19 protein-coding genes are annotated in these 21,680 nt (G+C 63.0%); 11 read left to right on the top strand and 8 right to left on the bottom strand.

Annotated elements, in window-relative coordinates:
* Positions 1 to 255: 255 nt before the first annotated feature.
* Together ACFPWW_RS11010 and ACFPWW_RS11005 are read right to left on the bottom strand one after the other, a co-directional pair.
* On the bottom strand, positions 256 to 3,411 hold the full coding sequence (locus tag ACFPWW_RS11010; protein ID WP_112703196.1) for an efflux RND transporter permease subunit: 3,156 nt from the start codon (positions 3,409 to 3,411) through the stop codon (positions 256 to 258).
* Complete coding sequence (locus ACFPWW_RS11005) at positions 3,408 to 4,634, bottom strand: efflux RND transporter periplasmic adaptor subunit (RefSeq protein WP_112757343.1); 1,227 nt, start codon at positions 4,632 to 4,634, stop codon at positions 3,408 to 3,410. The genes ACFPWW_RS11010 and ACFPWW_RS11005 overlap by 4 nt, the downstream gene beginning before the upstream one ends.
* A gap of 448 nt (positions 4,635 to 5,082) precedes the next feature.
* Here ACFPWW_RS11005 and ACFPWW_RS11000 point away from each other — a divergent pair, with 448 nt between their 5' ends.
* From ACFPWW_RS11000 to pncA, 5 genes are all read left to right on the top strand, one after another.
* A complete protein-coding gene (locus ACFPWW_RS11000) occupies positions 5,083 to 5,904 on the top strand; it encodes an alpha/beta fold hydrolase (RefSeq protein WP_112757345.1) in 822 nt (273 codons plus the stop codon).
* 128 nt (positions 5,905 to 6,032) lie between these two features.
* On the top strand, positions 6,033 to 6,710 hold the full coding sequence (locus tag ACFPWW_RS10995; protein WP_112569008.1) for a YoaK family protein: 678 nt from the start codon (positions 6,033 to 6,035) through the stop codon (positions 6,708 to 6,710).
* Positions 6,711 to 6,868: 158 nt separating this feature from the next.
* Complete coding sequence (locus ACFPWW_RS10990; protein WP_112569006.1) at positions 6,869 to 9,361, top strand: ATP-dependent helicase; 2,493 nt, start codon at positions 6,869 to 6,871, stop codon at positions 9,359 to 9,361.
* A gap of 162 nt (positions 9,362 to 9,523) precedes the next feature.
* Positions 9,524 to 10,018, top strand: coding sequence for a hypothetical protein (locus ACFPWW_RS10985; protein ID WP_112757347.1), 495 nt, complete (start codon positions 9,524 to 9,526; stop codon positions 10,016 to 10,018).
* A gap of 431 nt (positions 10,019 to 10,449) precedes the next feature.
* Positions 10,450 to 11,076 carry a bifunctional nicotinamidase/pyrazinamidase gene (gene pncA / locus ACFPWW_RS10980; protein ID WP_112757349.1) on the top strand — a complete coding sequence of 209 codons (627 nt, stop codon included), beginning with the start codon at positions 10,450 to 10,452 and terminating at the stop codon, positions 11,074 to 11,076.
* On the opposite strand, the gene ACFPWW_RS10975 is transcribed toward pncA, so the two are convergent.
* Positions 11,077 to 11,328, bottom strand: a complete 252-nt coding sequence (locus ACFPWW_RS10975; RefSeq protein WP_112569000.1) for a DUF2164 domain-containing protein — start codon at positions 11,326 to 11,328, stop codon at positions 11,077 to 11,079. It lies immediately after the preceding gene.
* A gap of 133 nt (positions 11,329 to 11,461) precedes the next feature.
* Between ACFPWW_RS10975 and ACFPWW_RS10970 the strand changes: the two genes are divergently transcribed.
* Positions 11,462 to 12,193 carry an AzlC family ABC transporter permease gene (locus tag ACFPWW_RS10970; RefSeq protein ID WP_112568998.1) on the top strand — a complete coding sequence of 244 codons (732 nt, stop codon included), beginning with the start codon at positions 11,462 to 11,464 and terminating at the stop codon, positions 12,191 to 12,193.
* Position 12,194: 1 nt separating this feature from the next.
* Positions 12,195 to 12,503 (top strand): AzlD family protein, encoded by a 309-nt coding sequence (locus ACFPWW_RS10965; protein ID WP_112568996.1) that lies wholly within the window; start codon positions 12,195 to 12,197, stop codon positions 12,501 to 12,503.
* Between the two features lie 21 nt (positions 12,504 to 12,524).
* On the opposite strand, the gene ACFPWW_RS10960 is transcribed toward ACFPWW_RS10965, so the two are convergent.
* Positions 12,525 to 14,360, bottom strand: coding sequence for an aminopeptidase P family protein (locus tag ACFPWW_RS10960; protein WP_112757351.1), 1,836 nt, complete (start codon positions 14,358 to 14,360; stop codon positions 12,525 to 12,527).
* Between the two features lie 278 nt (positions 14,361 to 14,638).
* Between ACFPWW_RS10960 and ACFPWW_RS10955 the strand changes: the two genes are divergently transcribed.
* Positions 14,639 to 14,812 carry a hypothetical protein gene (locus ACFPWW_RS10955; RefSeq protein ID WP_018115709.1) on the top strand — a complete coding sequence of 58 codons (174 nt, stop codon included), beginning with the start codon at positions 14,639 to 14,641 and terminating at the stop codon, positions 14,810 to 14,812.
* A 167-nt stretch (positions 14,813 to 14,979) separates the two neighbouring features.
* Here ACFPWW_RS10955 and ACFPWW_RS10950 read toward each other — a convergent pair whose 3' ends face one another.
* Together ACFPWW_RS10950 and ACFPWW_RS10945 are read right to left on the bottom strand one after the other, a co-directional pair.
* Entirely contained in the window at positions 14,980 to 15,858 is an 879-nt protein-coding gene (locus tag ACFPWW_RS10950) for a 50S ribosomal protein L11 methyltransferase (RefSeq protein WP_112568992.1), read from the bottom strand.
* Positions 15,859 to 15,916: 58 nt separating this feature from the next.
* Entirely contained in the window at positions 15,917 to 16,519 is a 603-nt protein-coding gene (locus tag ACFPWW_RS10945; RefSeq protein ID WP_112568990.1) for an SCO family protein, read from the bottom strand.
* 374 nt (positions 16,520 to 16,893) lie between these two features.
* Here ACFPWW_RS10945 and ACFPWW_RS10940 point away from each other — a divergent pair, with 374 nt between their 5' ends.
* Together ACFPWW_RS10940 and ACFPWW_RS10935 are read left to right on the top strand one after the other, a co-directional pair.
* The gene (locus tag ACFPWW_RS10940) at positions 16,894 to 18,861 is read left to right on the top strand and encodes a methyl-accepting chemotaxis protein (RefSeq protein ID WP_377311656.1); all 1,968 of its coding nucleotides are present in this window, start codon (positions 16,894 to 16,896) and stop codon (positions 18,859 to 18,861) included.
* Positions 18,862 to 18,863: 2 nt separating this feature from the next.
* Complete coding sequence (locus ACFPWW_RS10935; protein WP_112568976.1) at positions 18,864 to 19,331, top strand: chemotaxis protein CheW; 468 nt, start codon at positions 18,864 to 18,866, stop codon at positions 19,329 to 19,331.
* Between the two features lie 247 nt (positions 19,332 to 19,578).
* On the opposite strand, the gene ACFPWW_RS10930 is transcribed toward ACFPWW_RS10935, so the two are convergent.
* Positions 19,579 to 20,067, bottom strand: coding sequence for a CreA family protein (locus ACFPWW_RS10930; protein ID WP_377311655.1), 489 nt, complete (start codon positions 20,065 to 20,067; stop codon positions 19,579 to 19,581).
* A gap of 68 nt (positions 20,068 to 20,135) precedes the next feature.
* The gene (locus ACFPWW_RS10925; protein WP_112573624.1) at positions 20,136 to 20,726 is read right to left on the bottom strand and encodes a 3'-5' exonuclease; all 591 of its coding nucleotides are present in this window, start codon (positions 20,724 to 20,726) and stop codon (positions 20,136 to 20,138) included.
* Positions 20,727 to 20,998: 272 nt separating this feature from the next.
* Between ACFPWW_RS10925 and ACFPWW_RS10920 the strand changes: the two genes are divergently transcribed.
* Positions 20,999 to 21,529, top strand: coding sequence for a GNAT family N-acetyltransferase (locus ACFPWW_RS10920; protein WP_377311658.1), 531 nt, complete (start codon positions 20,999 to 21,001; stop codon positions 21,527 to 21,529).
* The last annotated feature ends 151 nt before the right edge of the window (positions 21,530 to 21,680 follow it).

Here is a 21,680-nt window from a genome sequence, read left to right as displayed (position 1 = left end):
AACACTACAAAACGCAACAGAACAGGATGTACCGAATTCCTGCGGACACTCATGTCCGCCGTCGCCGCGAAATCAGCGCAATGGCCTTCGGAAAACAAAGAAGGCCGACCGGTTACTGATCGCAATCATTGCCGGTTATGCTTAACAAACGGCTAAACTTCAGAAGTAATTTAGCTTATTTCACAAGACTTCATACACCATAAAAAAGCCCGCCGGGACGATCCGGCGGGCGCATTTGAAAGTATTGAAAAAGACTTACTCCGCGGCCTCGAGCTGCTCTTCCGATAGCGGCTTCGGCCGCGTCGCATGCGTCATTTCCTCGTGCAGGCGCGCTTCCTCATGGGCATGCGGCTTGGCGAAGCGGGCAATCAGCAGATAGGCGACCGGCGTGATGAACAGCGTCACCAGCGTTGCAAAGCCGAGACCGCCGACAATGACCCAGCCGAGCGCCACGCGCGCTTCCGCGCCCGCGCCGTGGGCAAAGACCAGCGGCACGCCGCCGAGGATGGTGGCGATCATCGTCATCATGACCGGGCGCAGGCGAAGCGCGCAGGCCTTTTCGATCGACGAGCGCACATCCTCGCCGCGGTCGCGCAGCTGGTTGGCGAATTCCACGATCAGGATACCGTTCTTGGCCATGACGCCGACAAGCAGCACAAGGCCGATCTGGCTGTAGATATTGAGGCTCGAGCCCGTGATGATGAGCGCGAAGACGGCGCAGGCGAGGCCGAGCGGCACGGTCGACATGATGATGAGCGACGAGAGCACGCTTTCGAACTGGGCCGCCAGCACCAGGAAGATGATGACGATCGCAAAGCCGAACGTCAGCGCCATGCCGCTGGAATTTTCTTCCAGCGTCGCGGCTTCGGCAAGCGGCAGCAGGCGCGCGCCCGGCGGCAGCAACGGCTCTGCCATCTGCGTGACGTTCTTGACCGCATCGCCGAGCGACATGCCGTCCTTCAGCCCGGCGGTAATCGCAACGGAGGCAAGCTGCTGTTCGCGGTTGAGCTGCGGGGCGACCGAACCTTCCTTCAGCGAGGCGATGACCGACATCGGCACGATCTTGCCGTCGCCGGTCTTCAGGAAGACGTTTTCGAGATCGGTCGGATCGTCGATCGGCCGCATCGTCGAGGTCAAAAGCACCGGATAGGATTCGCCGTTGACGAAGACGTCGACGACCGAGCGTCCCTCGAGCAGCGACTGGATAGCGGTCGAAAGCCCGGTAATGTCGATGCCGAGATCGGAGGCGCGCTCGCGGTCGATGGCGACGGAAACCTGCGCCTGCGACGGTTCGTTGGTCAGGCGCGGCGTATCGTACTGGCCGCTGGCATCGAGCTGCTGCACCAGCTTGGCGGCGGCCGCCGTCAGCGCCTCGTGGTCGTTGCCGATCAGCGCCATCTGCAGGCCGTTGCCGGCGCCGCGGATGCGCAGGCTGTTCGAGGAGATCGCGTTGCCGCGCAGCGCCGGCACCTTGAAGGCCGCCTGGTTGATGTCGCGCACGATCTCGGCCTGCGTGCGGTGGCGCTCGCCCCAGGGCGCCAGCGTCAGCACCATGAAGCCGCTGTTGGAAGAGCCGCCCTGGCCGGAGATCGAGAAGACGTTCCGGATATCGCCGCTGTCGACGAGCGGCTGCAGATATTCCTCGACGAGCTGCATCTTGTCGCGCGTGTAATCGAGGCTGGAGCCCTGCGGCGTCGTCAGCCGCATCATCACCATGGCGCGGTCCTCTTCCGGCGTCAGCTCGCTCTTGACCGTGCCGAAGGCGATCACGGCAGCGCCGCCGAAGATGAGCGAGAAGACGATGACGACGGCAGGCGCGTTCAGGCAGGCGTGCAGCGCCCATTTATAAAGCCCCGCAAATGCCTCGCCGAAGCGGCCGAGCAACCCGTGATCCTCGATCATCGGCTTGGTCAGCATGCGCGAGGCAAGCATCGGGCACAGCGTCAGCGCCACGATCGACGACAGGCCGACCGAGAAGGCCAGCACGAAGCCGAACTCGCGGAACAGGCCGCCCACCTGCCCCGGCAGGAAGGAGAGCGGGATGAAGACGGCGGCAAGCGTCGCCGTCGTCGCGATGACGGCGAAGAACACCTCGCGCGTGCCGAGCACGGCGGCCGCGCGCGGCCCCATGCCCTCGGCGCGGCGCCGCACGATGTTTTCGAGCACGACGATCGCGTCGTCCACCACGAGGCCGGTCGCCAGCACGATCGCAAGCAGCGTCAGGATATTGATCGAGAAGCCGACCATGTAGATCGCCGCCAGCGTGCCGATCAGCGCCACCGGCATCGAGACCGACGGAATGAGCGTGGCGCGCCAGTCGCGCAGGAAGAGATAGATGACGACGGTGACGATGACGGCCGAGAGCAGCAGCGCCAGCACCACTTCGTGGATCGCACCCTGAATGAACACGGCATCGTCGCTGGTAATGGCGATCGTCGTGCCCTTGGGCAGCGTCTTGGAAAGCTGGTCGACGGCGGCGTGAATGCCGGCCGAAATATTCAGCGTGTTCGACTGCGCCTGCCTGATGATGCCGAGGCCGATGCCCGGCTTGCCGTTCGAACGCAGCGCGGTTTCCCCGTCACGCGGCCCAAGCGTCACGGTCGCCACGTCGCCGAGGCGCACATTGTCCTGCAGGATGACGTTCTGGAAATCTTCGGGCGTCTGCAGGCTGGCGGTGGCGCGCACCACGATATCCTGCATCATGCTCTTCAGCGAACCGGCCGGTACGTCGAGTGCGGCATTGTCGAGCGCCTTGGTGAGATCGCCGACGGTCAGGCCGCGGCTGGCAAGCGCGCCCTGATCGACATCGACGCGGAAGACCTTCTCCTGATCGCCGTATTCCTCGACATCGGCAACGCCGTCCACGGAGGCCAGACGATCGACCACCTCGTTTTCGACGAGCAGCGTCAGGTCGTCCATGTTGAGCGTATCCGACGTCACCGCAAGGCGCATGATCGCCGAGGAATCCGAATCCGCCTTGACGATCTGCGGCGCATCCGCCTCGTCGGGCAGGTTCTGGGTGATGCGGCCGATCGCGTCGCGCACGTCGTTGGCGGCAACGGCCAGATCGATGGAATCGGAAAATTCCAGCGTCACCCGGCTCTGGCCGAACTGCGAACTGGAGGAGATGGATTTGAGGCCGCTGACGCGCGCGACAGCGCCTTCGATGACCTTGGTCAGTTCCTGGTCGATCGTCTGCGGCGAAGCACCGTCGAACGTCGTGCGCACCGTCACGACCGGCCGGTCGACATCGGGCAGTTCGCGCACTTCCACGCCGACATAGGCGGCAAGACCGGCCACCACCATCAGCGTATTGAAGACCAGAGCCAGGATCGGCCGGCGCACGAAGAGCGCCGTGAAGGTCGCCTTGCCGGATTCCGGCTTGCCGGAGTGGATCTCGGTCACGCTCATTGGGCGGCAACCCTATCGTTGGCGGCCACATCGGTTGCCACGCGCACGGCGCCGTTTTCGCGCACGCGCTGCAGGCCCTGGGTGACGATCTGGTCGCCGTCCTTCAGGTCGTCGGCCTTGACCAGCACATAGTCGGGATTGCGCTGCACGACACTGACCCTGACCTTGCGCGACTTGTCCTCGCTCACCCGCCAGACGAAGGAGCCCTGAGAATCCCATTGCACCGACAGCGGGTTGACCGCCGGGTATTTGTCACCGGCAAACTTCATGCTGACGGCAAAGGACATGCCGGCGCGCAGCTCGTCCGAGCTGTTGTCGATGCGCCCGCGCAGGCGCAGCGTCCGGCTTGCCGAATCGATACGGTTGTCGACCGCCTCAAGCTCGCCGGAGAAGATCTTGCCCGGACGCGCCACCGATGTCGCCTCGACCGCCTGGCCGACCGAAACCGTGTTGGCGAAACGCTCCGGCACCCAGAAATCGACGAGGATCTCGGAGCGGTCGTCGAGGGTCACGATCGGCGTCGTGGTGGTGACGTTGTCGCCGATATTGACCGGCACGATGCCGACAATGCCGTCGATCGGCGCCACGATGTTGCGGCGGGCCAGGTTGAGGTCGGCGGCCTGCAGCTGCAGGCGGGCGTTCTGCTCGGCGATTTCGGAATCGAAGACGTCCATGCGCGACACGCTGGACTTGATGTTGTGGTAGAGGTTGGACTTTTCGAGCGCGCTGTTCAGCGCCACCTGCGCCTGCCCCTGGGCAATCACCTGCTCTTCGCTGTCGAGCTTGGCGAGAACCTGGCCCTGCTTGACCCTGTCGCCCGACTTGATGAGGATTTCGCGGATCGTGCCCGTCGCCTGCGGCGTCACCGCAACGGAGCGGATCGCGTCGCCCGTGCCGATCGCGTTCAGCCGGTCGTTGACGACGCCCTGCACCACGGCCTGGGTAACGACGAGAACGGCGCCGTTGCGCCCGCCGCCACCGCCATTGCCTGCGCCGTTCCGGCGGTTCCCCTGCCCTTGTCCGCCCTGCCCTTGCCCGCCCTGCGCCTGCTGCGCGCCGGCATCGGCCGTTTCCGGGGCTTTGGGCGCGATCATGGAGACGATAGTGTCAGGAATGCCGGCATTGCGCATCGTCTCGCCGGCGCCGGGCACAAAGTAAACCCACGCGGCAAAGCCGGCGATAATGACGACGATGCAAAGTACAAACTGCTTCCAAAAGGGCATTCACGTCTCCGGAGGGACTCGAGGTTAGGTCCAGGGTCGGTCGAAAGAGGCGTGCGGGATGACGAGTCCCGCCTGGTGCGACAATATCGCACCTTTCCCCGGCCGGCAGCAAGCGTAACCACCCGTCATTACAGATTTGTAATATCAGCAAACTTTGAAAATAACCCGTCCGCTCACTTTTACTTGAGCGATGCTGCGCACCGGTTCCGCAAGAAGCCTGCAGCAGCCTTGCGCCCGATCTGCGCAAGGCACCGGACAGGTCTGCGGCCAGGCCGGCACCCTGCTCGTCGCGCAACTCGCTCTGCGGAAAAAGGCATAGGGCAACCTGTACCAAGGCATCACTTCCGCGGCCCGTTCCAAACATGTTTCCTGATCGCGCCACGCACCACGGCGCAGACGATTGGGCCATCGGCCCAGAACCTCCCAACCCCGGAACAGGACAGAGACAATGCCGACGATCACCACCAAGGACGGAACGACGATCTACTACCAGGATTGGGGCAACGGCCAGCCGATCCTCTTCTCCCACGGCTGGCCGCTTTCGGGCGACGCCTGGGAAGTGCAGATGCTGTATTTCGCCGGGCTCGGCTACCGCGTCATCGCCCATGACCGCCGCGGCCACGGCCGCTCCTCGCAGCCGTGGAACGGCAACAATATGGACCAATATGCCGACGATCTCGCCGAACTCATCGAAAGGCTCGACCTCAAGAACCTCGTCATGGTCGGCCATTCCACCGGCGGCGGCGAAGTCGCCCACTATATCGGCCGCCACGGCACCGGCCGCGTCGCCAAGGTCGTGCTCGTCGGCGCCGTTCCGCCGCTGATGCTGAAGACGGCTGAAAATCCCGAAGGCCTGCCGATCGAAGTCTTCGACGGCATCCGCAAGGGCACGGCCAGCGACCGCTCGCAATTCTACCGCGACCTCACCATGCCCTTCTACGGCTTCAACCGCGATGGCGCCAAGGTCAACGAGGGCCTGCGCGAAACCTTCTGGCTGATGGGCATGGCCGGCGGCATCAAGGGCCATTACGATTGCATCCGCGAGTTCTCCGAGGTCGACTACAGCGACGACCTGAAGAAGATCGACGTTCCGGCCCTGCTCATCCACGGCGACGCCGACCAGATCGTGCCGATCAAGGCCGCCGCCGAAAAGGGCATCAAGCTTTTGAAGAACGGCACGCTGACGGTCTATCCGGGCGCCCCGCACGGCCTCGCCCAGACCGAGGCCGACAAGTTCAACGCCGACGTTCTCGCCTTCATCAAGGCGTAGCGATCGCACGCACTGGCACGGCGGCGGGAGCTTTCCCGCCGCAACGACGGAATTTCCCGGCCGCCGCCTTGCAGAAACCCGCGCGGCCGCGGCAGAGTGGGCCGTGCCGCCCAGCGAAAGGGAAGACGATGCGCCCAGCCCTGCCCGTGCTTTTGACCCTCACCGGCGGTTATGTCGATACATCGGGCTTCCTGGCTCTCGACGGCCTTTTCCCCGCTCACGTCACCGGCAATTTCGTGACGCTTGGCGCCGCCCTCACCCATGGCACGTCAGGCGTCATCACCAAGCTTCTGGCCCTGCCGGTCTTCTGCCTGACAATCCTTGTGCTGCGTTACCTGACGCACAAAGTCCCGCCCGGCGACGAAAGGGGCCTGCGCCTCCTGCTGGTGATAAAGCTGCTGTTCCTGATTGCCGGCGGCGCCTCAGCCATCCTGTTTGCGCCTTTCACCAATGCGGACGGCTTCCCGCTGGTGGCGACCGGCATGCTGCTCGTCATAGCCATGGCGATCCAGAACGCCGCCCACCGCATCCATCTCGGTTCGTCACCTCCGAGCACGCTGATGACAGGCACAATGACGCAGATCATGATCGATCTCGGCGACCTTGCCCATGCCAGGTCGGGCGACCAGGCAAGGCCGGCAAGAGCCCGCCTGTCGCGCATGGTGGTCGCCGTCTGCGCCTTCGCGCTTGGCTGCGGCCTTGCCGCCCTGCTCTTTGCCACGGTGGGCACCTGGTGTTTCGCCCTGCCGCCGCTCTTTGCGCTGGTCTCGGTCTGCCTTGCCTTCTCCACGCCGAAGGCCGCTTGATTACAGTCCTTCGGCGCGCGGTCGTTGCCCGATGGGCCGCAGCCGCCGGGCGGATCTATCGACCGGCAAATAAACCGCTTGAGGATAGCTGAGCCCCAGGGAATGAAAGCAGAACATCTTTTCTGGTCTTTCCTTCCCGAATCACTACATTACGCGCCATGAACAATAGTTTCGACGATATGCCCTTCTTCGACGAGGAACCGGGCGAAGCGCCGCGCAAGCCGCAGCAGCCCGCCGCACCCGCAAGGGCGCCCGCCGCCGGCGGCGGCATTGCCGCCCGCGCCATGGCGGCCCGCGATGGCGGCCGCCCCGATTATCTCTCGGGCCTCAACCCGGAACAGCGCGAAGCGGTCGAGACGCTGGAAGGCCCGGTTCTCGTGCTTGCCGGCGCCGGCACCGGCAAGACGCGCGTGCTGACCACCCGCATCGCCCATATCCTGTCGACCGGCCGCGCCTTCCCCTCGCAGATCCTCGCCGTGACCTTCACCAACAAGGCCGCCCGCGAGATGAAGGAGCGCATCGCCCTTCTCGTCGGCGGCGCCGTCGAAGGCATGCCCTGGCTCGGCACCTTTCACTCGATCGGCGTCAAGCTCTTGCGCCGCCATGCCGAACTTGTCGGCCTGCGCTCGGATTTCACCATCCTCGATACGGACGATGTCATCCGCCTCATCAAGCAGCTCATCCAGGCCGAGGGCCTCGACGACAAGCGCTGGCCGGCCAAGCAGTTCGCCGGCATGATCGATACCTGGAAGAACAAGGGCCTCGGCCCCGCCGATATTCCGGAAGGTGACGCCCGCGCCTTCGCCAATGGCCGCGGCCGCGATCTCTATTTCGCCTATCAGAACCGCCTCTCGACGCTGAACGCCTGCGATTTCGGCGATCTCCTGATGCATCCGATCGCGATCTTCCGCAAGCAGCCGGACCTGCTCAAGGAATATCACCAGAAGTTCCGCTATATCCTCGTCGACGAGTATCAGGACACCAACACCGCCCAATATATGTGGCTGCGGCTTCTCGCCCAGCGGAGCAAGGGCGAGCCGCAGAATGTCTGCTGCGTCGGCGATGACGACCAGTCGATCTACGGCTGGCGCGGCGCGGAAGTGGACAATATCCTGCGCTTCGAGAAGGATTTCCCCGGCGCCAAGGTCATCAAGCTCGAGCGCAACTACCGCTCGACGGCCCATATCCTGGGTGCTGCCGCCCATCTCATCACCCATAACGAAGGCCGCCTCGGCAAGACGCTGTTCACCGATCGCTCCGACCCTGACGACGTCAAGGTGCAGGTCCACGCCTCCTGGGATTCCGAGGAGGAAGCGCGTGCCATCGGCGAGGAAATCGAGCGCCTGCAGCGCGGCGATGCCGACGGCAGGAAGCATCTGCTGAACGACATGGCGATCCTCGTGCGCGCCTCCTTCCAGATGCGCGAATTCGAAGACCGCTTCGTCACGCTTGGCCTCAACTACCGCGTCATCGGCGGCCCGCGCTTCTACGAGCGCCTCGAAATCCGCGATGCCATGGCCTATTTCCGCCTGGTCGCCCAACCGGCCGACGACCTCGCCTTCGAGCGCATCATCAACACGCCGAAGCGCGGCCTCGGCGACACGACGGTACGCGCGCTGCACGACTACGCCCGCGCCCGCGATATCCCGATGCTGGCCGCCGCCGCCGACATGATCGAGACGGACGAGCTGAAGCCGAAGGCCCGCAAGGCCCTCTTCGACGTGATTCAATCTTTCCGCCGATGGCAGGAACTGCTTGAAAACACACCACATACCGAGCTTGCCGAGCAGATCCTCGAAGAGTCCGGCTATACCGACATGTGGAAGAACGACAAGAGCGCCGAAGCGCCGGGTCGCCTTGAAAACCTCAAGGAACTGATCCGCTCGATGGAAAGCTTCGAATCCATGCGCGGCTTCCTGGAGCACGTCTCGCTCGTCATGGATGCCGAGCAGAACGAGGATCTCGACGCCGTTTCCATCATGACCCTGCATTCGGCCAAGGGCCTGGAATTCGATACCGTCTTCCTGCCCGGCTGGGAGGAAGGCCTCTTCCCGCACCAGCGCTCGCTCGATGAGTCGGGCCGCGCCGGCCTCGAGGAAGAACGCCGCCTCGCCTATGTCGGCATCACCCGCGCCAAGCGCCATTGCCACATCTGGTTCGTCTCCAACCGACGCATCCACGGCCTCTGGCAGTCGACCATCCCCTCGCGCTTCCTCGACGAACTGCCGGAAACCCATGTCGAAGTGGCCGAGATGGAGCAGAGCTACGGCGGCTATGGCCGCGGCGGCGGTTACGGCCAGTCGCGTTTCGACAAGGCCGATCCCTTCTCCAATTCCTATTCCACCCCCGGCTGGAAACGCGCCCAGCAAAACAAGACCGACGCCACCCGTGACAACTGGGGCACCCGCTCCGGTCATGCAGTGGAGCGCATCGGCTACGGCGAAAGCGGCCCGCGCGGCCGCACGATCGAGGGCGAGTTGGTGGCCAAATCCACCGCCACCGAACCCTCGCGCTTCTCCCTCGGCGACCGTGTCTTCCACCAGAAATTCGGCAACGGCTCGATATCGGGCATCGAAGGCAACAAGCTGACGATCGATTTCGACCGCGCCGGCCAGAAGCGCGTGCTGGACGGGTTTGTGGAGCGGGTCTGACCGCTCCTGCCATGGTGGCGCCACCCGAGGAATCGCAGGCAAGGCCGCGCCGGTTTCTCCAGATGACAAAACGCCGCTTTGACCGAACCCGCAAATCAGCTTAGCCCGGTCACTGCCCGCCCATGAAAGGCAGGCTTCACAAGACCTTCAAAGGAGGTTCAAGTGACCAGTGTATCAGCCCTGGGCAGCACGCTGACCCAGTATAAAGCCCCTCTCAATCCCCTCGATACGAACGGTGACGGCGTCGTCTCTGCCGATGAGCTCGCCGCCGCTTCCCAGTCCTCGCCCGCCAGTACCGCGTCCACCGGCGATGACGAGTCTTCCGGCACCGATATCGTCCAGAAAATCACGGCCGATATTCTGGCCGTCATGCTCTCGCTCCAGAAGACCGAGAGCGACGGCAAGTCCGGCACGGACGATAGCAGCGACGATTCCAAGGGTGCGCTCTCTGCCGTTGATGCGAATGGCGACGGCAAGTTGACCACATCCGAGCTTCTTTCCGCCGACCCTGAGAAGATTGCCGCAGCCGGCGGCGACGATGAAGACGGCAGCCTGATGGCCAAAGTCCTGACCGACATGCAGACCGCGCTTCGCGCATACCAGACGACCTACGGCAACTCGCCCGCCGCCACCGGCGACAGCGGCCAGACGGCCTGATCTCATGAGGCTCCGCCGGGGGAGCCTCGATGACAGGCCGCAATTCACGTTCCGCGCCGCACTGCCTGCTGCCCTCTGCGCCTTCCGCGCCGCAGCCTCTTTCGAGATCCGGCGCCACCTTTGAGACGGCCCTGCCCTGCGCGCCACCCGGCGTCTACGCTGCGTGGCCTGCCGACGTTGGCGAACGGGAAGACGATCTTGTCTTCAGACATCCGGCCCCTTAGCGCATGCATAAATCCTTATAGAGAGGGCGAGATACTTGCTGTTTTCGCGTATAGGACGATTTCGCCCAGAAAAAATACGTTGATGCTGCCATTTGCCACCCTTCATACTAGAATTAGCACTTGCGCCCCGCCCCCCGGAAATCCACTAGTTGATTGCGCCGACAGCGGTTGGCATTTTGCGGTGCGATATGCGTAAGGAATAGCTTGATGAAGGCGTTGCTACTGGTCGATATTCAGAATGGCTTCTGTCCCGGAGGTAATCTGCCGGTTCTCGATGGCCATGAAGTCGTCCCCGTCGCCAACAGACTGATCGACAGCGGCAAATACGATCTCATCGTCGCCTCGCAGGATTGGCATCCGGCCGATCACGGCAGCTTTGCCTCCTCCCACCCCGGCAAGAACCCTTTCGAGATGGGCGAGCTCTCCGGCAAGCCGCAGATGCTCTGGCCGGATCACTGCGTGCAATATACGCGCGACGCCGAGTTGCATCCCGCGCTTCATTCGGCCCAGATCGACCTCATCCAGCAGAAGGGCGAAAACCGCAACGTCGACAGCTATTCCGCCTTCCGCGACAACGATCAGTATGCCGTGACAGGGCTTGCCGATTTCCTCATCGAGCAGGGCGTCACCGAACTCGACGTCTGCGGGCTCGCGACCGATTATTGCGTGAAATTCTCCGCCCTCGACGCGCTGGACCTGATCCCCGGCGTCAAGGTCCGCTTCGTGGAAGACGCCAGCCGCGGTATCAGTCCTGACGGTGTCGCTGCCGCGATCGCGGAAATGCGCGGGCGCGGCATCGCCATCGTCAAGAGCGCGGATATTCTGGCCGAATAATCAGTCCCTTTTCTCGCCCTCACGCTCCAGCAGATAGATCTCCTCGCCGAAATCCTCCATCTTCTTCAGGAAGGCGGCATGGGCATCCCTGAGCCCGCGATTGTAGAAATAGGGACCGATCTTCTCGGCGAAGAACTCCAGCAGGAATTCCGCCGGCAGCGCGCCGATCGGGTCCAGTTCGCGGTCGAAATACTGGCGGATATGCGCCACGATCTGCGCCTTTTCCTCTTTCGAAAACTCGATCTTCTTCATCGTCCCCCTCGCCTGCCGGTGACGTAAACCGGCCACGCTTCATCAAAATCGATTGGTGAATCAAGGAAATTCAATTGCCGCGGCAGGTGAGACACCATAGAGGGAAATCTCAATTCCAACAGGATGAATTCCCATGAATCGCGCCGACTTTGTCGAAGGTTTGCGGGGCGGCTTTCCCGTGGCGCTCGCCTCTGCCCCCTTCGGAGCGCTGTTCGGCGCGCTTGCCGCCGAACAGGGCATGTCGCTCTCCGAACTCACCTTCATGAGCGCCACCGTCTATGCCGGCGCCAGCCAGCTGGTCGGCATCGAGCTTTTCGGCCATAACGTTCAGGCTTGGGTGATCGTGCTGTCGATCCTTGCGGTCAACTTCCGCCACGTGCTCTATTCGGCGGCGATCGCCCGCTACATCAGGCATTTCACCGCGCTCCAGAAGTTCTTCACCTTCTTCCTGCTCGTCGATCCGCAATTTGCCGAAACCGTCAAGCGCGGCGAGGCAGGCAAGCCCGTCACCTTCATCTGGTATCTCGGCTTCGGCATCGTCATCTATATCCCCTGGGTCCTGGTCAGCCTCGTCGGCGGCATGCTCGGCACTCTTATCGGCGATCCCAGGACGATCGGTCTCGACATCCTGCTGCCGACCTATTTCCTCGGCATCGTTCTCGGCTTCCGCAAGCGGGACAATTTCCTGCCGGTGGCGCTGACGAGCGCGGTCGCCTCCGTCATTGCCTATCATTTCGTCGGATCGCCCTGGCATGTGAGCCTGGGGGCCGCGGCCGGCATCCTGCTTGCCGCCCTCCTGCCCCTGCCCGCGGAGGAGCCGGATCTCGAAGCCGATGCCCTCAACATCGAAACCCACGAGGTCTGAGATGGAATTCGATCTCCACATGGCCCTCGTGATCCTCGCAGCCGCAGCCGCGACCTATGCCACGCGCATCGGCGGCTATATCATGATCACCAGGATGAAGCGCATTCCGCCGCGCATGGAAGCGGCGCTGAATGCCGTGCCGGCCGCCGTGCTGACCACGCTCGTCGCCCCCGCCTTCTTCATCGGCGGCTGGGATTCGAAGCTGGCGCTCGCCGTTGCCCTCGTCATCGGCCTGCGCTTCTCGCACACCTGGATGCTCGTGGCCGCCTGGATCATCGTCATGACCTGGCGGCACACGATCGGTCTTTAGCGCCAGCGCGAATAGCGCGGCTCAGTATTCCAGCGGCAGCGTCGCGTTCTCCAGCCATGCCTTGACGTCATGGTCGTGGATCAGCGGCATCAGCGCTTCGCGCGTGCGGCGGTGATAGTCGTTGAACCAGTGCAGCTCGTCATGCGTCAGCAGTTCGGGAATGACGAGGCTGCGGTCGATCGGGCAGAAGGTCAGCGTCTCGAAGCTGAGCATCGGCATGTCGCCGCCGTCGATGGCCTCCGCCTCCCGCACGTAAATCAGGTTCTCGATGCGGATGCCGAAATGGCCCGGCCGATAGTAGCCCGGCTCGTTCGACAGGATCATGCCCGGCAGCAGCTCCTGCGTCGACAGCCGCGAAATGCGCTGCGGCCCCTCGTGGACCGAAAGGTAGGAGCCGACGCCGTGGCCGGTGCCATGCGCGAAATCGGCCCCTGCCCGCCACAGCGCGATGCGCGCCAGCGGATCGAGGTCGCAGCCGCGCGTGCCCTTCGGGAAGCGCGCCGTCGCGATCTGGATCATGCCCTTCAGCACCAGCGTGAAGAAGCGCCTGTGCTCTTCGCTGACGGCGCCGATGCCGACCGTGCGGGTAATATCGGTCGTGCCGTTGATATATTGCGCGCCGGAATCGATGAGGAAAAGTTCGCCCGCCTGGATATGCCGGTCGGTCGCCGCCGTCACCCGGTAATGCATGATGGCGGCATGTTCGCCCGCCCCCGAAATCGTGTCGAAGGAAATATCCTTCAGCGGGTTCTGCATGCTCTGGCCCATCCGGGCGCGCGCCGCCTCCAGCCGCTCGGCCGCGCCGATCTCGGTGATCGTGCCGGGCTTGCTCTGCGACAGCCAGTAGAGGAATTCCACCATCGCCGCCCCGTCCTGCAGGTGCGCGGCCGCCGAACCGTTGATCTCGGTCGTATTCTTCACCGCCCGCGGCAGCTTTGCCGGATCGATGCCCTCCACCACTTCGCCGCCCGCCTTGCGGATGATTTCGGCCAGCGCATAGGAGGCGATATCGGGATCGATGAGGATGCGGCCGCCATCCCTGGCGACGGCTGCGAGTTTCTCTTCCAGCAGAGAGGGCGCGAGCTGGGTGGCGATCTGCGCCAGATAGGCTTCCGGCTCGATGCCGGTCTTGCGCTTGTCGAGGAAGAGTTCGGCCCTGCCGTCGGCATGGATGATGGCGCGCGCCAGGGGGTGCGGCGTATGCGGCACGTCGGCGCCGCGGATATTGAAGATCCAGGCGATGGAGGACGGATCGGCGATCAGCACGGCCTTCAGGTTCTTCTTGCCGAGATCGGCGGCAATGGTGGCGATCTTGTCCTTGGCGAGAACGCCCGCCTGCGCCACGTTCTGGATGGTGACGGCGCCCAGCGGCTCCGCCGGCCGGTCGGCCCAGAGCCTGTCGAGCGGATTATGCGGCAGGAAGACCAGTTCGCCGCCGATTTCCGACAGCGCCTTTTCGAGCTTGCGCACGTCCGCGCCCGAATGCAGCCAGGGATCGATCCCGAGCTTCAGCCCCTTCCTGCCATGTGCCGGCAGCCAGACATGCGGCGGCTCGTTGACGAGATCGCCGCCGGTAAAGACCGAACCGTCCACCTGCTCCGCCAGCTGCGTCACGTAACGGCCGTCGACAAAGACGATCGCTTCCGTCCGCGTGACCAGCGCAATGCCCGCCGAGCCGGTAAAGCCCGTCAGCCACGACAGCCGCTCCGCGCAGGCCGGCACATATTCGCCGTTGAACTCGTCGGCGCGCGGCACGAGGAAGGCATCGATGCCGAGCGCGTCGAAACTGGCGCGCAGTGCAAAAACCCGGTCCCTGCCGAACTGCGGCGTGGAGGTGACTTCGAAAGACTGGAACATGCTGAAAACCCGAATGAATGAAACGAATCCGGTTAATGGGATAGCCGCCATGTTAGCGATTTTTCAGTCAATGGGGAGAAAAAGCGACGCAAGGCGCCTTGATGGCGCCGGCCGCCCAATAATTTGGCAGAAATGTGTCTCGATGTGGGAAACTGGCACGCTTCATGCATTGCGCGCATGGCTGCAATGAAACAAACCCTCTGCCGCCGCATGCCGGAATAGCTATATAGAGCGCATCGAACGGTTCGGGACGAACCACAACACAAGGATTTCTTGAAATGACCGCCTCTCTCTCGCGCTTCGCTTACAGCAGCCCGGTACAGGCTGGCGAACGCCAGACTGTGCGTCATATCATCGGCGCCCGCCGCCCGCAGCATGAGGACAGCCTCAAGGTGCTCGCAGCCGGCCAGCGTTCCACGCGCCACAAGGGCGCACCGAGCTACGCATTCTGAGCTTGAAGCCGGTCCGATCCTCCTCCCTCCACCGGACCGGCCTATCGGAATGAAGTAGAGCCCGCTTGAGCATCTCCTCCTTCGGCTCGCGGGCATGACCGGATTGAATGCCGGTCCAGGGCGGTGCCACTGGCACCGCCTTTTTTCTTGCTTCGGATTCCCCGCGATTACGGGCGATCGAGATGGATCGTCACCCAGCCGTTGCGCCAGATCGTGCGCACATGGCGCAGCTTGGCGCCGTTATAGGCCGCCAGCACCTTCCAGCGCTGCTCGGCAAGGATGCCCGACAGGATCACCGATCCGCCCGGCGCCAGGTGGGCGACGAGCTGCGGCGCCATCTTGATCAGCGGCCGCGCCAGGATATTGGCGATGATGAGATCGAACGGCCCGTGTTCGGAAAAGGCGGTCGAATGGAAACCCGGCGCCGTCACCGTGCTGATGCCGCTGGTAATGCCGTTGCGGCGCACGTTCTCGGCCGCCACGCGCACGGCGATCGGGTCGATATCGGTTGCCAGAACCGGAATGTTGCGAAGCTTGCGCACGGCAATCGCCAGCACCCCGCTGCCCGTGCCGAGATCGAGCGCATTGCGCACCGTGCGCGCCCTCAGCACCCGGTCGATCACCTCCAGGCAGCCGGCCGTCGTGCCGTGATGGCCGGTGCCGAAAGCCTGGCCGGCATCGATCTCGATGGCGATATCGCCGGTGCGGACCTTGTCGCGGTCGTGCGAGCCGTGAACGAGGAAGCGCCCTGCCCTGACAGGCTTCAGGCCCTCGAGCGACTTCGAGACCCAGTCGATATCGGGAATGACTTCACGCTCGAGCGTCGCTTCGGGAAAGGAAAGCCGCAGCGCTGCCTCGACACGGGCGCGCACATCGGCTTCATCCGCGGTCATCATATAGACCGAAGCTTCCCAGATATCCTTCTTCTCGTCGATTTCGGTCGTGGCGATGGCGAAGTCTTCTTCGCCGAAAACCTCCGACATCAGGTCGAGGATCTGCTCGGCCTGCTTTTCGGTCGTCGTCACGTAAAGGCGGATTTCACTCACGATAGGCGGTCTTTCCGGTTGCGTCGCCCGCTACCGGCGCAGTGCTGCAAGCGGCCGGTCATCCCTTGGCGACGAGATTCTCAAGCTTCTTTATCGCCGTATCGGGGTTTTCGCCATAGGAGATCGTTCCCGCAAAGCGGCCTGCCGAATCGAGCAGGAAAACCGAGGCCGTATGGTCCATCGTATAGTCGCCGTTCGGGTTCTTCTCGTCGACCGGCACTTTCTTGGCATAGACGCGGAAGCCCTTGATGACCTCGGCGATCTTGTCGGGCGAGCCGGAAATGCCGGTAATGCGCTTGGAAACGTTGGAAACATACTGGTTCATGATCTCGGGCGTGTCGCGCTCGGGATCGACGGTCACGAAATAGGCCTGCAGTTTCTTGCCCTCGGGATCGACCTTCGCCATCCAGCCGTCGAGTTCGAAGAGCGTCGTCGGGCAGACCTCGGGGCAATGCGTGAAACCGAAGAACAGCGCCGTGGGCTTGCCGCGCAGCGCCTGTTCCGTGATCGGCTGGCCTGTCTGCGACACGAGCGTGAACGGCACGCCGAACGGCCCCTCCGCCACGATCTCCCTCGTCCGGCTCTGGTCCAGCGTGAACCAGCCGAGCACGCCGGCAAGCGCCAGCACTGCGATCCAGACGGCGATACGGAAATTCTTCATTGCATGACCCCTACCAGCACGGACATCCATCCATCTGCCTGCGTGATTATAGTCGCGATCATGAGCGCGCAATTCAAGAATGCGTATTATCACCCGTGATTAATTGTCCCAGCTTGATGAATGACAAATGCCGGGCAAAAGCTGCGGAAAAAGCCGCACAAAAAGGAATTGCTGCGCCTTTCTAACGGCTTGCCGGGAGCGCCGCGAAGCAGCTCCGGAAAAATACATCGTTAGGAAAGGCTTAATTTCGGATATCTATATTTAGCAATGCCTACAGTGCTTCGGCGCTGTTCCGACATGACGTCGGCCGGAGCACGGACCGGATCAGCATAAATCGAGGGAACGAAAAACCGCCTTGGGCGGAGGGTGGCTTCATGACAAATTCGACGGTTCGCAGAAACCTTTCGGTCGGCCAGCGGCTCTGGACGCTCGGCGGCGCTGCCTTCATCGGCTTCGGCTCGATGCTCGGCATCGGCTGGTACGAGAACATGCAGGTCGATATCGGCCTCAGCCGCGCCGGCGAGATCCAGCAGAGTATCGACAGCATCAACGACATGCGCGTCGCCGGCCTGACGCTGGTTCTCGCCGCCATGGACACGATCGTCGACAAGGACGAAAAGACCGTCCAGCCCGAGCGCATGAAAATCGTCGCCGACTCGCTCGCAACCCTCTCCAACGGCTCGAAGGAACTGAGCGCGCTCGCCGGGGAACTGAAAGCCGGCGATCTCCTGAAGAGCTACGATGCCGATGTCGCCGCCCTTCGCCAGGCAATCCAGATCGATCTCAAGGCGCTCGTCGAACAGGGCGCGCCCGACGCCGAGTTCGACAAGATCGACGATTTCATCGACGGTGCCGGCGACAAGCTCACCGCCACCCTCGACAAGTTCGCCAATGACGGCACGGTCCTTGCCCGCAACCGCATCGACAGCGCCAACGAGACCTCCCGCAGCTCGCTCATCATCCAGATCGCGCTCGGCATCATCGCCATCCTCACCATGGCCGTGCTGCAATATATCCATGGCGGCTCCATCCGCCGCGGCGTTGCTTCCGTTCGCGAAAGCATGCTGCGCATCCTGAACGGCGACCTGACGAGCGACGTCGCCGGCAAGGAGCGCGGCGACGAGATCGGCGAAATGGCCCGCGCCGCCGAAAGCTTCCGCCTTGCCGCCATCGAAAAGATCGACCTGGAAACCCGCGCCGCGACCGACCGGAACCGCAGCGATGCCGAACGGCACGAACGCGAAGCCGCCAGGCTCGCCGATGCCGAGGCGTTGAGCGCCGCCGTCACCGCCCTCGGACAGGGCCTGACGCGCCTTGCCAATGGCGACCTGACCCCCAGCATCGACCGGCCCTTCCGCGACGAGTTGGAACGGCTGCGCCAGGATTTCAACCAGACCGCCATGCGCCTGCGCCAGGCGATGGGCAACATTGCCGAGAACAGCAGCTCGATCCAGGCCAGCAGCCGCCAGATGCGCGCCGCCGCCGACGATCTCGCCAAGCGCACCGAGCAGCAGGCGGCCTCGCTGGAACAGACCTCGGCAGCCCTCGACGAGATTACGTCCACCGTGCGCAACGCCACCAGCCGCGCCGAGGAAGTCGGCCACATGGTCGCCCATACCCGCCAGAACACGGAAAAGTCCGACGTCATCGTGACCGACGCGATGGCCGCCATGGAGCGAATCGAAAATGCCTCCCGCGAGATCGGCACCATCATCAACGTCATCGACGAGATCGCCTTCCAGACGAATCTGCTGGCGCTGAACGCCGGCGTCGAAGCCGCGCGTGCCGGCGAAGCCGGCAAGGGCTTTGCGGTCGTCGCCCAGGAAGTGCGGGAACTGGCCGGCCGCGCGGCCGGCGCCGCCAAGGATATCAAGGCCTTGATCGGAAAATCCGGCGCCGAGGTCAAAACCGGCGGCGAACTGGTGACGGCTGCCGGCGAGGCTCTGCGCCAGATCGGCGAAGATGTTCTCAGGATCGACGGCCATGTTAAATCAATCGTAACCTCTGCGCGCGAACAATCGGTCGGACTGAACGAAATCAATACAGCCATCAGCCAGATGGATCAGGTGACGCAGAAGAATGCGGCCATGGTGGAAGAAACGAACGCCGCCAGCCACACGCTCGCAAGTGACGCGGAAAACCTGACGCAGCTGGTTCGGCAGTTCAATATCGGCGAGGGCATGAGCGCCCGTCCAACGCCGCGAGAAGCCTCCGCAGCCTCGCATCCGAAACACTCACCCGCACGGAGCCTCATCGGCAAGGTCGCGGGAGCCTTCACGGGCGGCGCCGCCGCCAAGACACTCGCCTCCTCTCCGGCCGGAGACAACTGGGAAGAATTCTGATCATGAGCAACGCCATCAAACAGTCGGGCGCCTACCTCGAAATCGTCTCGTTCCACCTGGGCGACCAGGAGTTCTGCATCGATATCATGGCGATCCGCGAAATCCGCGGCTGGGCGCCGGTAACCCCGATGCCGCACACCCCGCCCTACGTTCTCGGCCTCATCAACCTGCGCGGTGCCGTGATCCCGGTCATCGACATGGCCTGCCGCCTCGGCATGAAGATGACGGAACCCTCCGAGCGTTCCGCCATCATCGTCACCGACATCGCCGGCAAGCTGGTCGGCCTGCTGGTCGAACAGGTTTCCGACATGATGACCATCAAGAGCGAAGACCTGCAGCCGCCGCCGGAAATCATCCCGGAAGCCCAGCGCGCCTTCTGCCGCGGCATCGTGGCTCTGGAAAAGACCATGGTCTGCTTCCTCAACCTCGATACCGTCATCGCCGACGAGCTGGCCCGCGAAGCGGCTTGATATATTTCGATATTTCGAATGCGGAGGCCCGGCTTATCCGGGCCTTTTTTTGTTTTGGACGGCATGATTTCAAGCCGTAAGAAGATCCCTCCCCAACCCCTCCCCACAAGGGGGAGGGACTAACCCGGAGCGGCGCCTCGCTCCTCCCGAAACCTCGAAGATGCGGCAAGCAGTTGCGGCAGTTTAAGCCCCTCCCCCTTGTGGGGAGGGGTTTGGGGCGGGGTCTTTGTCACGAACTCACAAGCCCTCAAGGCTTCCCGTTCTTCCACACCACATCCTGCCCGTAGAGCGGGATGGTCGAAATCGACATCTTCGCCGATCCATCCGTCACCTGCCGCGAATGGGCGAGATAGATCAGCGTATTGTTGGCCTTGTCATAGATCCTGTTGACCGCAAGCGTCTTCCAGATCAGCGACATGCCCTGCCGGAACACCTCGCTGCCATCCTTGGACATGTCGATATTGCCGATCTCGATCGGCCCCGTCTGGCGGCAGGCGATGGAATTGTTGGAAGGGTCCTCGAACCAGTTGCCGTTCTTGAACCGGTCGATCAGGCTGCGGTCGAAATAGGTGACATGGCATGTCACGCCTTTCACCTCGGGATCGGACACCGCCTCGACAATGATGTCATTGCCGATCCAGTCGACCCCGACCTTGCCGACGACCTCTGCCGAGGTCGCGCCTGCGGAGCCAGCAAGGAACGCTGCAGCGAGGAAAACATTGCGGAACGTGGACATGGCAACTCCCGTGTTGATCCGGAAGCTAAGATAAGAATGACCTCAATCTTTACAAGAAACGTGGGGTCCTATGCCTTGCGGCAGGTGCAGGGCTCGTAGCCGGAGGCCGTCAACCGGCCGGGCTTCATGCCGATCACGGCGGGAATGGCAGCAACCGTCGCGGCCTTGACCGCCTTTGCCATCTCGATTGCCGCCGCCGCACAGACGGCGGCATCTTCCGCCGCATTGTGGTGGACGAAACGCAGGCCGAGATGGTCGGCAATCAGGTTCAGCCGGTGCGACAGGAAATGCGGCCAGATGCGCTGCGCCATCTTCAGGCTGCAGAGATAGGTCAGTTCCGGATAGGATTGCCGGTAGAGATCGAGGCTTGCCCGCCAGACGCTGAAATCGAAGGCGGCATTATGGGCGATCATCGTGGCGCCACGGAAATCATCGACGAACTCGTCCATGACTTCGGGAAATTCCGGCGCATCCTCGACATGTTCGGGCCGGATGCCGTGAATGGCGATATTCATGCCGGAAAAGCGCATGTCGCGCGGCCGGATCAGCCGCTCCTCCACCCGCGTCACCTGCCCGTCCTCGATCCAGGCAAGCCCGACCGAGCAGGCGCTGCCGCGCTGTTCGTTGGCTGTCTCGAAATCGATGGCGATGGTCTTCACGGGGCAAATATCCGAATCGTCTGTGCTACCGGAATAAGGATAGCTGCATCCGAAGGCAAATCATGCCCTGTTGACATCTGCACGCGAATGGCGAAACTCCCGCCCATGATCAACTCTGTGACCCATAATATGCATCTTATCACCACGACCCTTGCAGGGTACGCGGGAACGATGCTGCGTCACTAGCAGTCCGATCATCCCCGAAACCCCTGCCGAGGAAAGCAGGGTTTCGGAAACTCCGCTCTCCTCTTTTGAAACCCAAGGAGAGCATGATGTCAGCCAGTCAGGATACCCCACCCGAAAAACCTTCCTTGCCGGGCCTTGTCGTGCGCGCCCTGCGCATGAGCGACGCCGAGGCCGTCACCGAACTGATGAACCTGCCCGGCTATCGCGCCGGCACGCTGCGCCCGCCGTTTCAAAGCATCGACGCGGTGCGCAAGCGCATGGAAAACCCCTCGCCCGGCGCGCTCAATCTCGTCGTCGAACTCGACGGCAAGCTCGTCGCCAATGCCGGCATGAACCGCTTCGAGGGACGACGCCAGCACGCGGCAAATCTCGGCATGGGGGTGCATGACGATTTCACCGGCCGCGGCATCGGCACCTTCCTGATGGCCGCCATGCTCGACGCCGCCGACAACTGGCACGACATCAAGCGGATGGAGCTGACCGTCTACACCGACAACACGGCCGCCATCCGCCTCTATGAAAAATTCGGCTTCGAGAAGGAGGGCCTGCTCCGGTCGTACGGCTATCGCGACGGGCAATATGTCGATGCCTACACGATGGCACGGCTAAGGGCGTGAAACAAAGAGGCCGGCCTTATCGCCGGCCTCAGACTGCTGACAAACCCCTGGCTTCGTTCAGGGGTTTGTGATTCATTGGGACATGTTGAAGAAACCCGCTCCTGAACAGACGGCGCTCGAGATGGTGACGCTCGATCAGCTGGTTCCGAAG

It is taken from the genome of Rhizobium sp. GCM10022189 (assembly GCF_042656325.1).
GTDB lineage: Bacteria > Pseudomonadota > Alphaproteobacteria > Rhizobiales > Rhizobiaceae > Rhizobium.
This window is presented reverse-complemented; position numbering and strand designations above follow the sequence as displayed.

Coding starts and splice junctions, on each gene's coding strand:
- ACFPWW_RS11010 (WP_112703196.1), bottom strand. CDS start 3,411: ATGAGCGTGACCGAGATCCACTCCGGCAAGCCGGAATCCGGCAAGGCG.
- ACFPWW_RS10965 (WP_112568996.1), top strand. CDS start 12,195: ATGGAATTCGATCTCCACATGGCCCTCGTGATCCTCGCAGCCGCAGCC.
- ACFPWW_RS10920 (WP_377311658.1), top strand. CDS start 20,999: ATGTCAGCCAGTCAGGATACCCCACCCGAAAAACCTTCCTTGCCGGGC.
- ACFPWW_RS10940 (WP_377311656.1), top strand. CDS start 16,894: ATGACAAATTCGACGGTTCGCAGAAACCTTTCGGTCGGCCAGCGGCTC.
- ACFPWW_RS10995 (WP_112569008.1), top strand. CDS start 6,033: ATGCGCCCAGCCCTGCCCGTGCTTTTGACCCTCACCGGCGGTTATGTC.
- ACFPWW_RS10990 (WP_112569006.1), top strand. CDS start 6,869: ATGAACAATAGTTTCGACGATATGCCCTTCTTCGACGAGGAACCGGGC.
- ACFPWW_RS11000 (WP_112757345.1), top strand. CDS start 5,083: ATGCCGACGATCACCACCAAGGACGGAACGACGATCTACTACCAGGAT.
- pncA (WP_112757349.1), top strand. CDS start 10,450: ATGAAGGCGTTGCTACTGGTCGATATTCAGAATGGCTTCTGTCCCGGA.
- ACFPWW_RS10945 (WP_112568990.1), bottom strand. CDS start 16,519: ATGAAGAATTTCCGTATCGCCGTCTGGATCGCAGTGCTGGCGCTTGCC.
- ACFPWW_RS10960 (WP_112757351.1), bottom strand. CDS start 14,360: ATGTTCCAGTCTTTCGAAGTCACCTCCACGCCGCAGTTCGGCAGGGAC.
- ACFPWW_RS11005 (WP_112757343.1), bottom strand. CDS start 4,634: ATGCCCTTTTGGAAGCAGTTTGTACTTTGCATCGTCGTCATTATCGCC.
- ACFPWW_RS10955 (WP_018115709.1), top strand. CDS start 14,639: ATGACCGCCTCTCTCTCGCGCTTCGCTTACAGCAGCCCGGTACAGGCT.
- ACFPWW_RS10975 (WP_112569000.1), bottom strand. CDS start 11,328: ATGAAGAAGATCGAGTTTTCGAAAGAGGAAAAGGCGCAGATCGTGGCG.
- ACFPWW_RS10930 (WP_377311655.1), bottom strand. CDS start 20,067: ATGTCCACGTTCCGCAATGTTTTCCTCGCTGCAGCGTTCCTTGCTGGC.
- ACFPWW_RS10935 (WP_112568976.1), top strand. CDS start 18,864: ATGAGCAACGCCATCAAACAGTCGGGCGCCTACCTCGAAATCGTCTCG.
- ACFPWW_RS10970 (WP_112568998.1), top strand. CDS start 11,462: ATGAATCGCGCCGACTTTGTCGAAGGTTTGCGGGGCGGCTTTCCCGTG.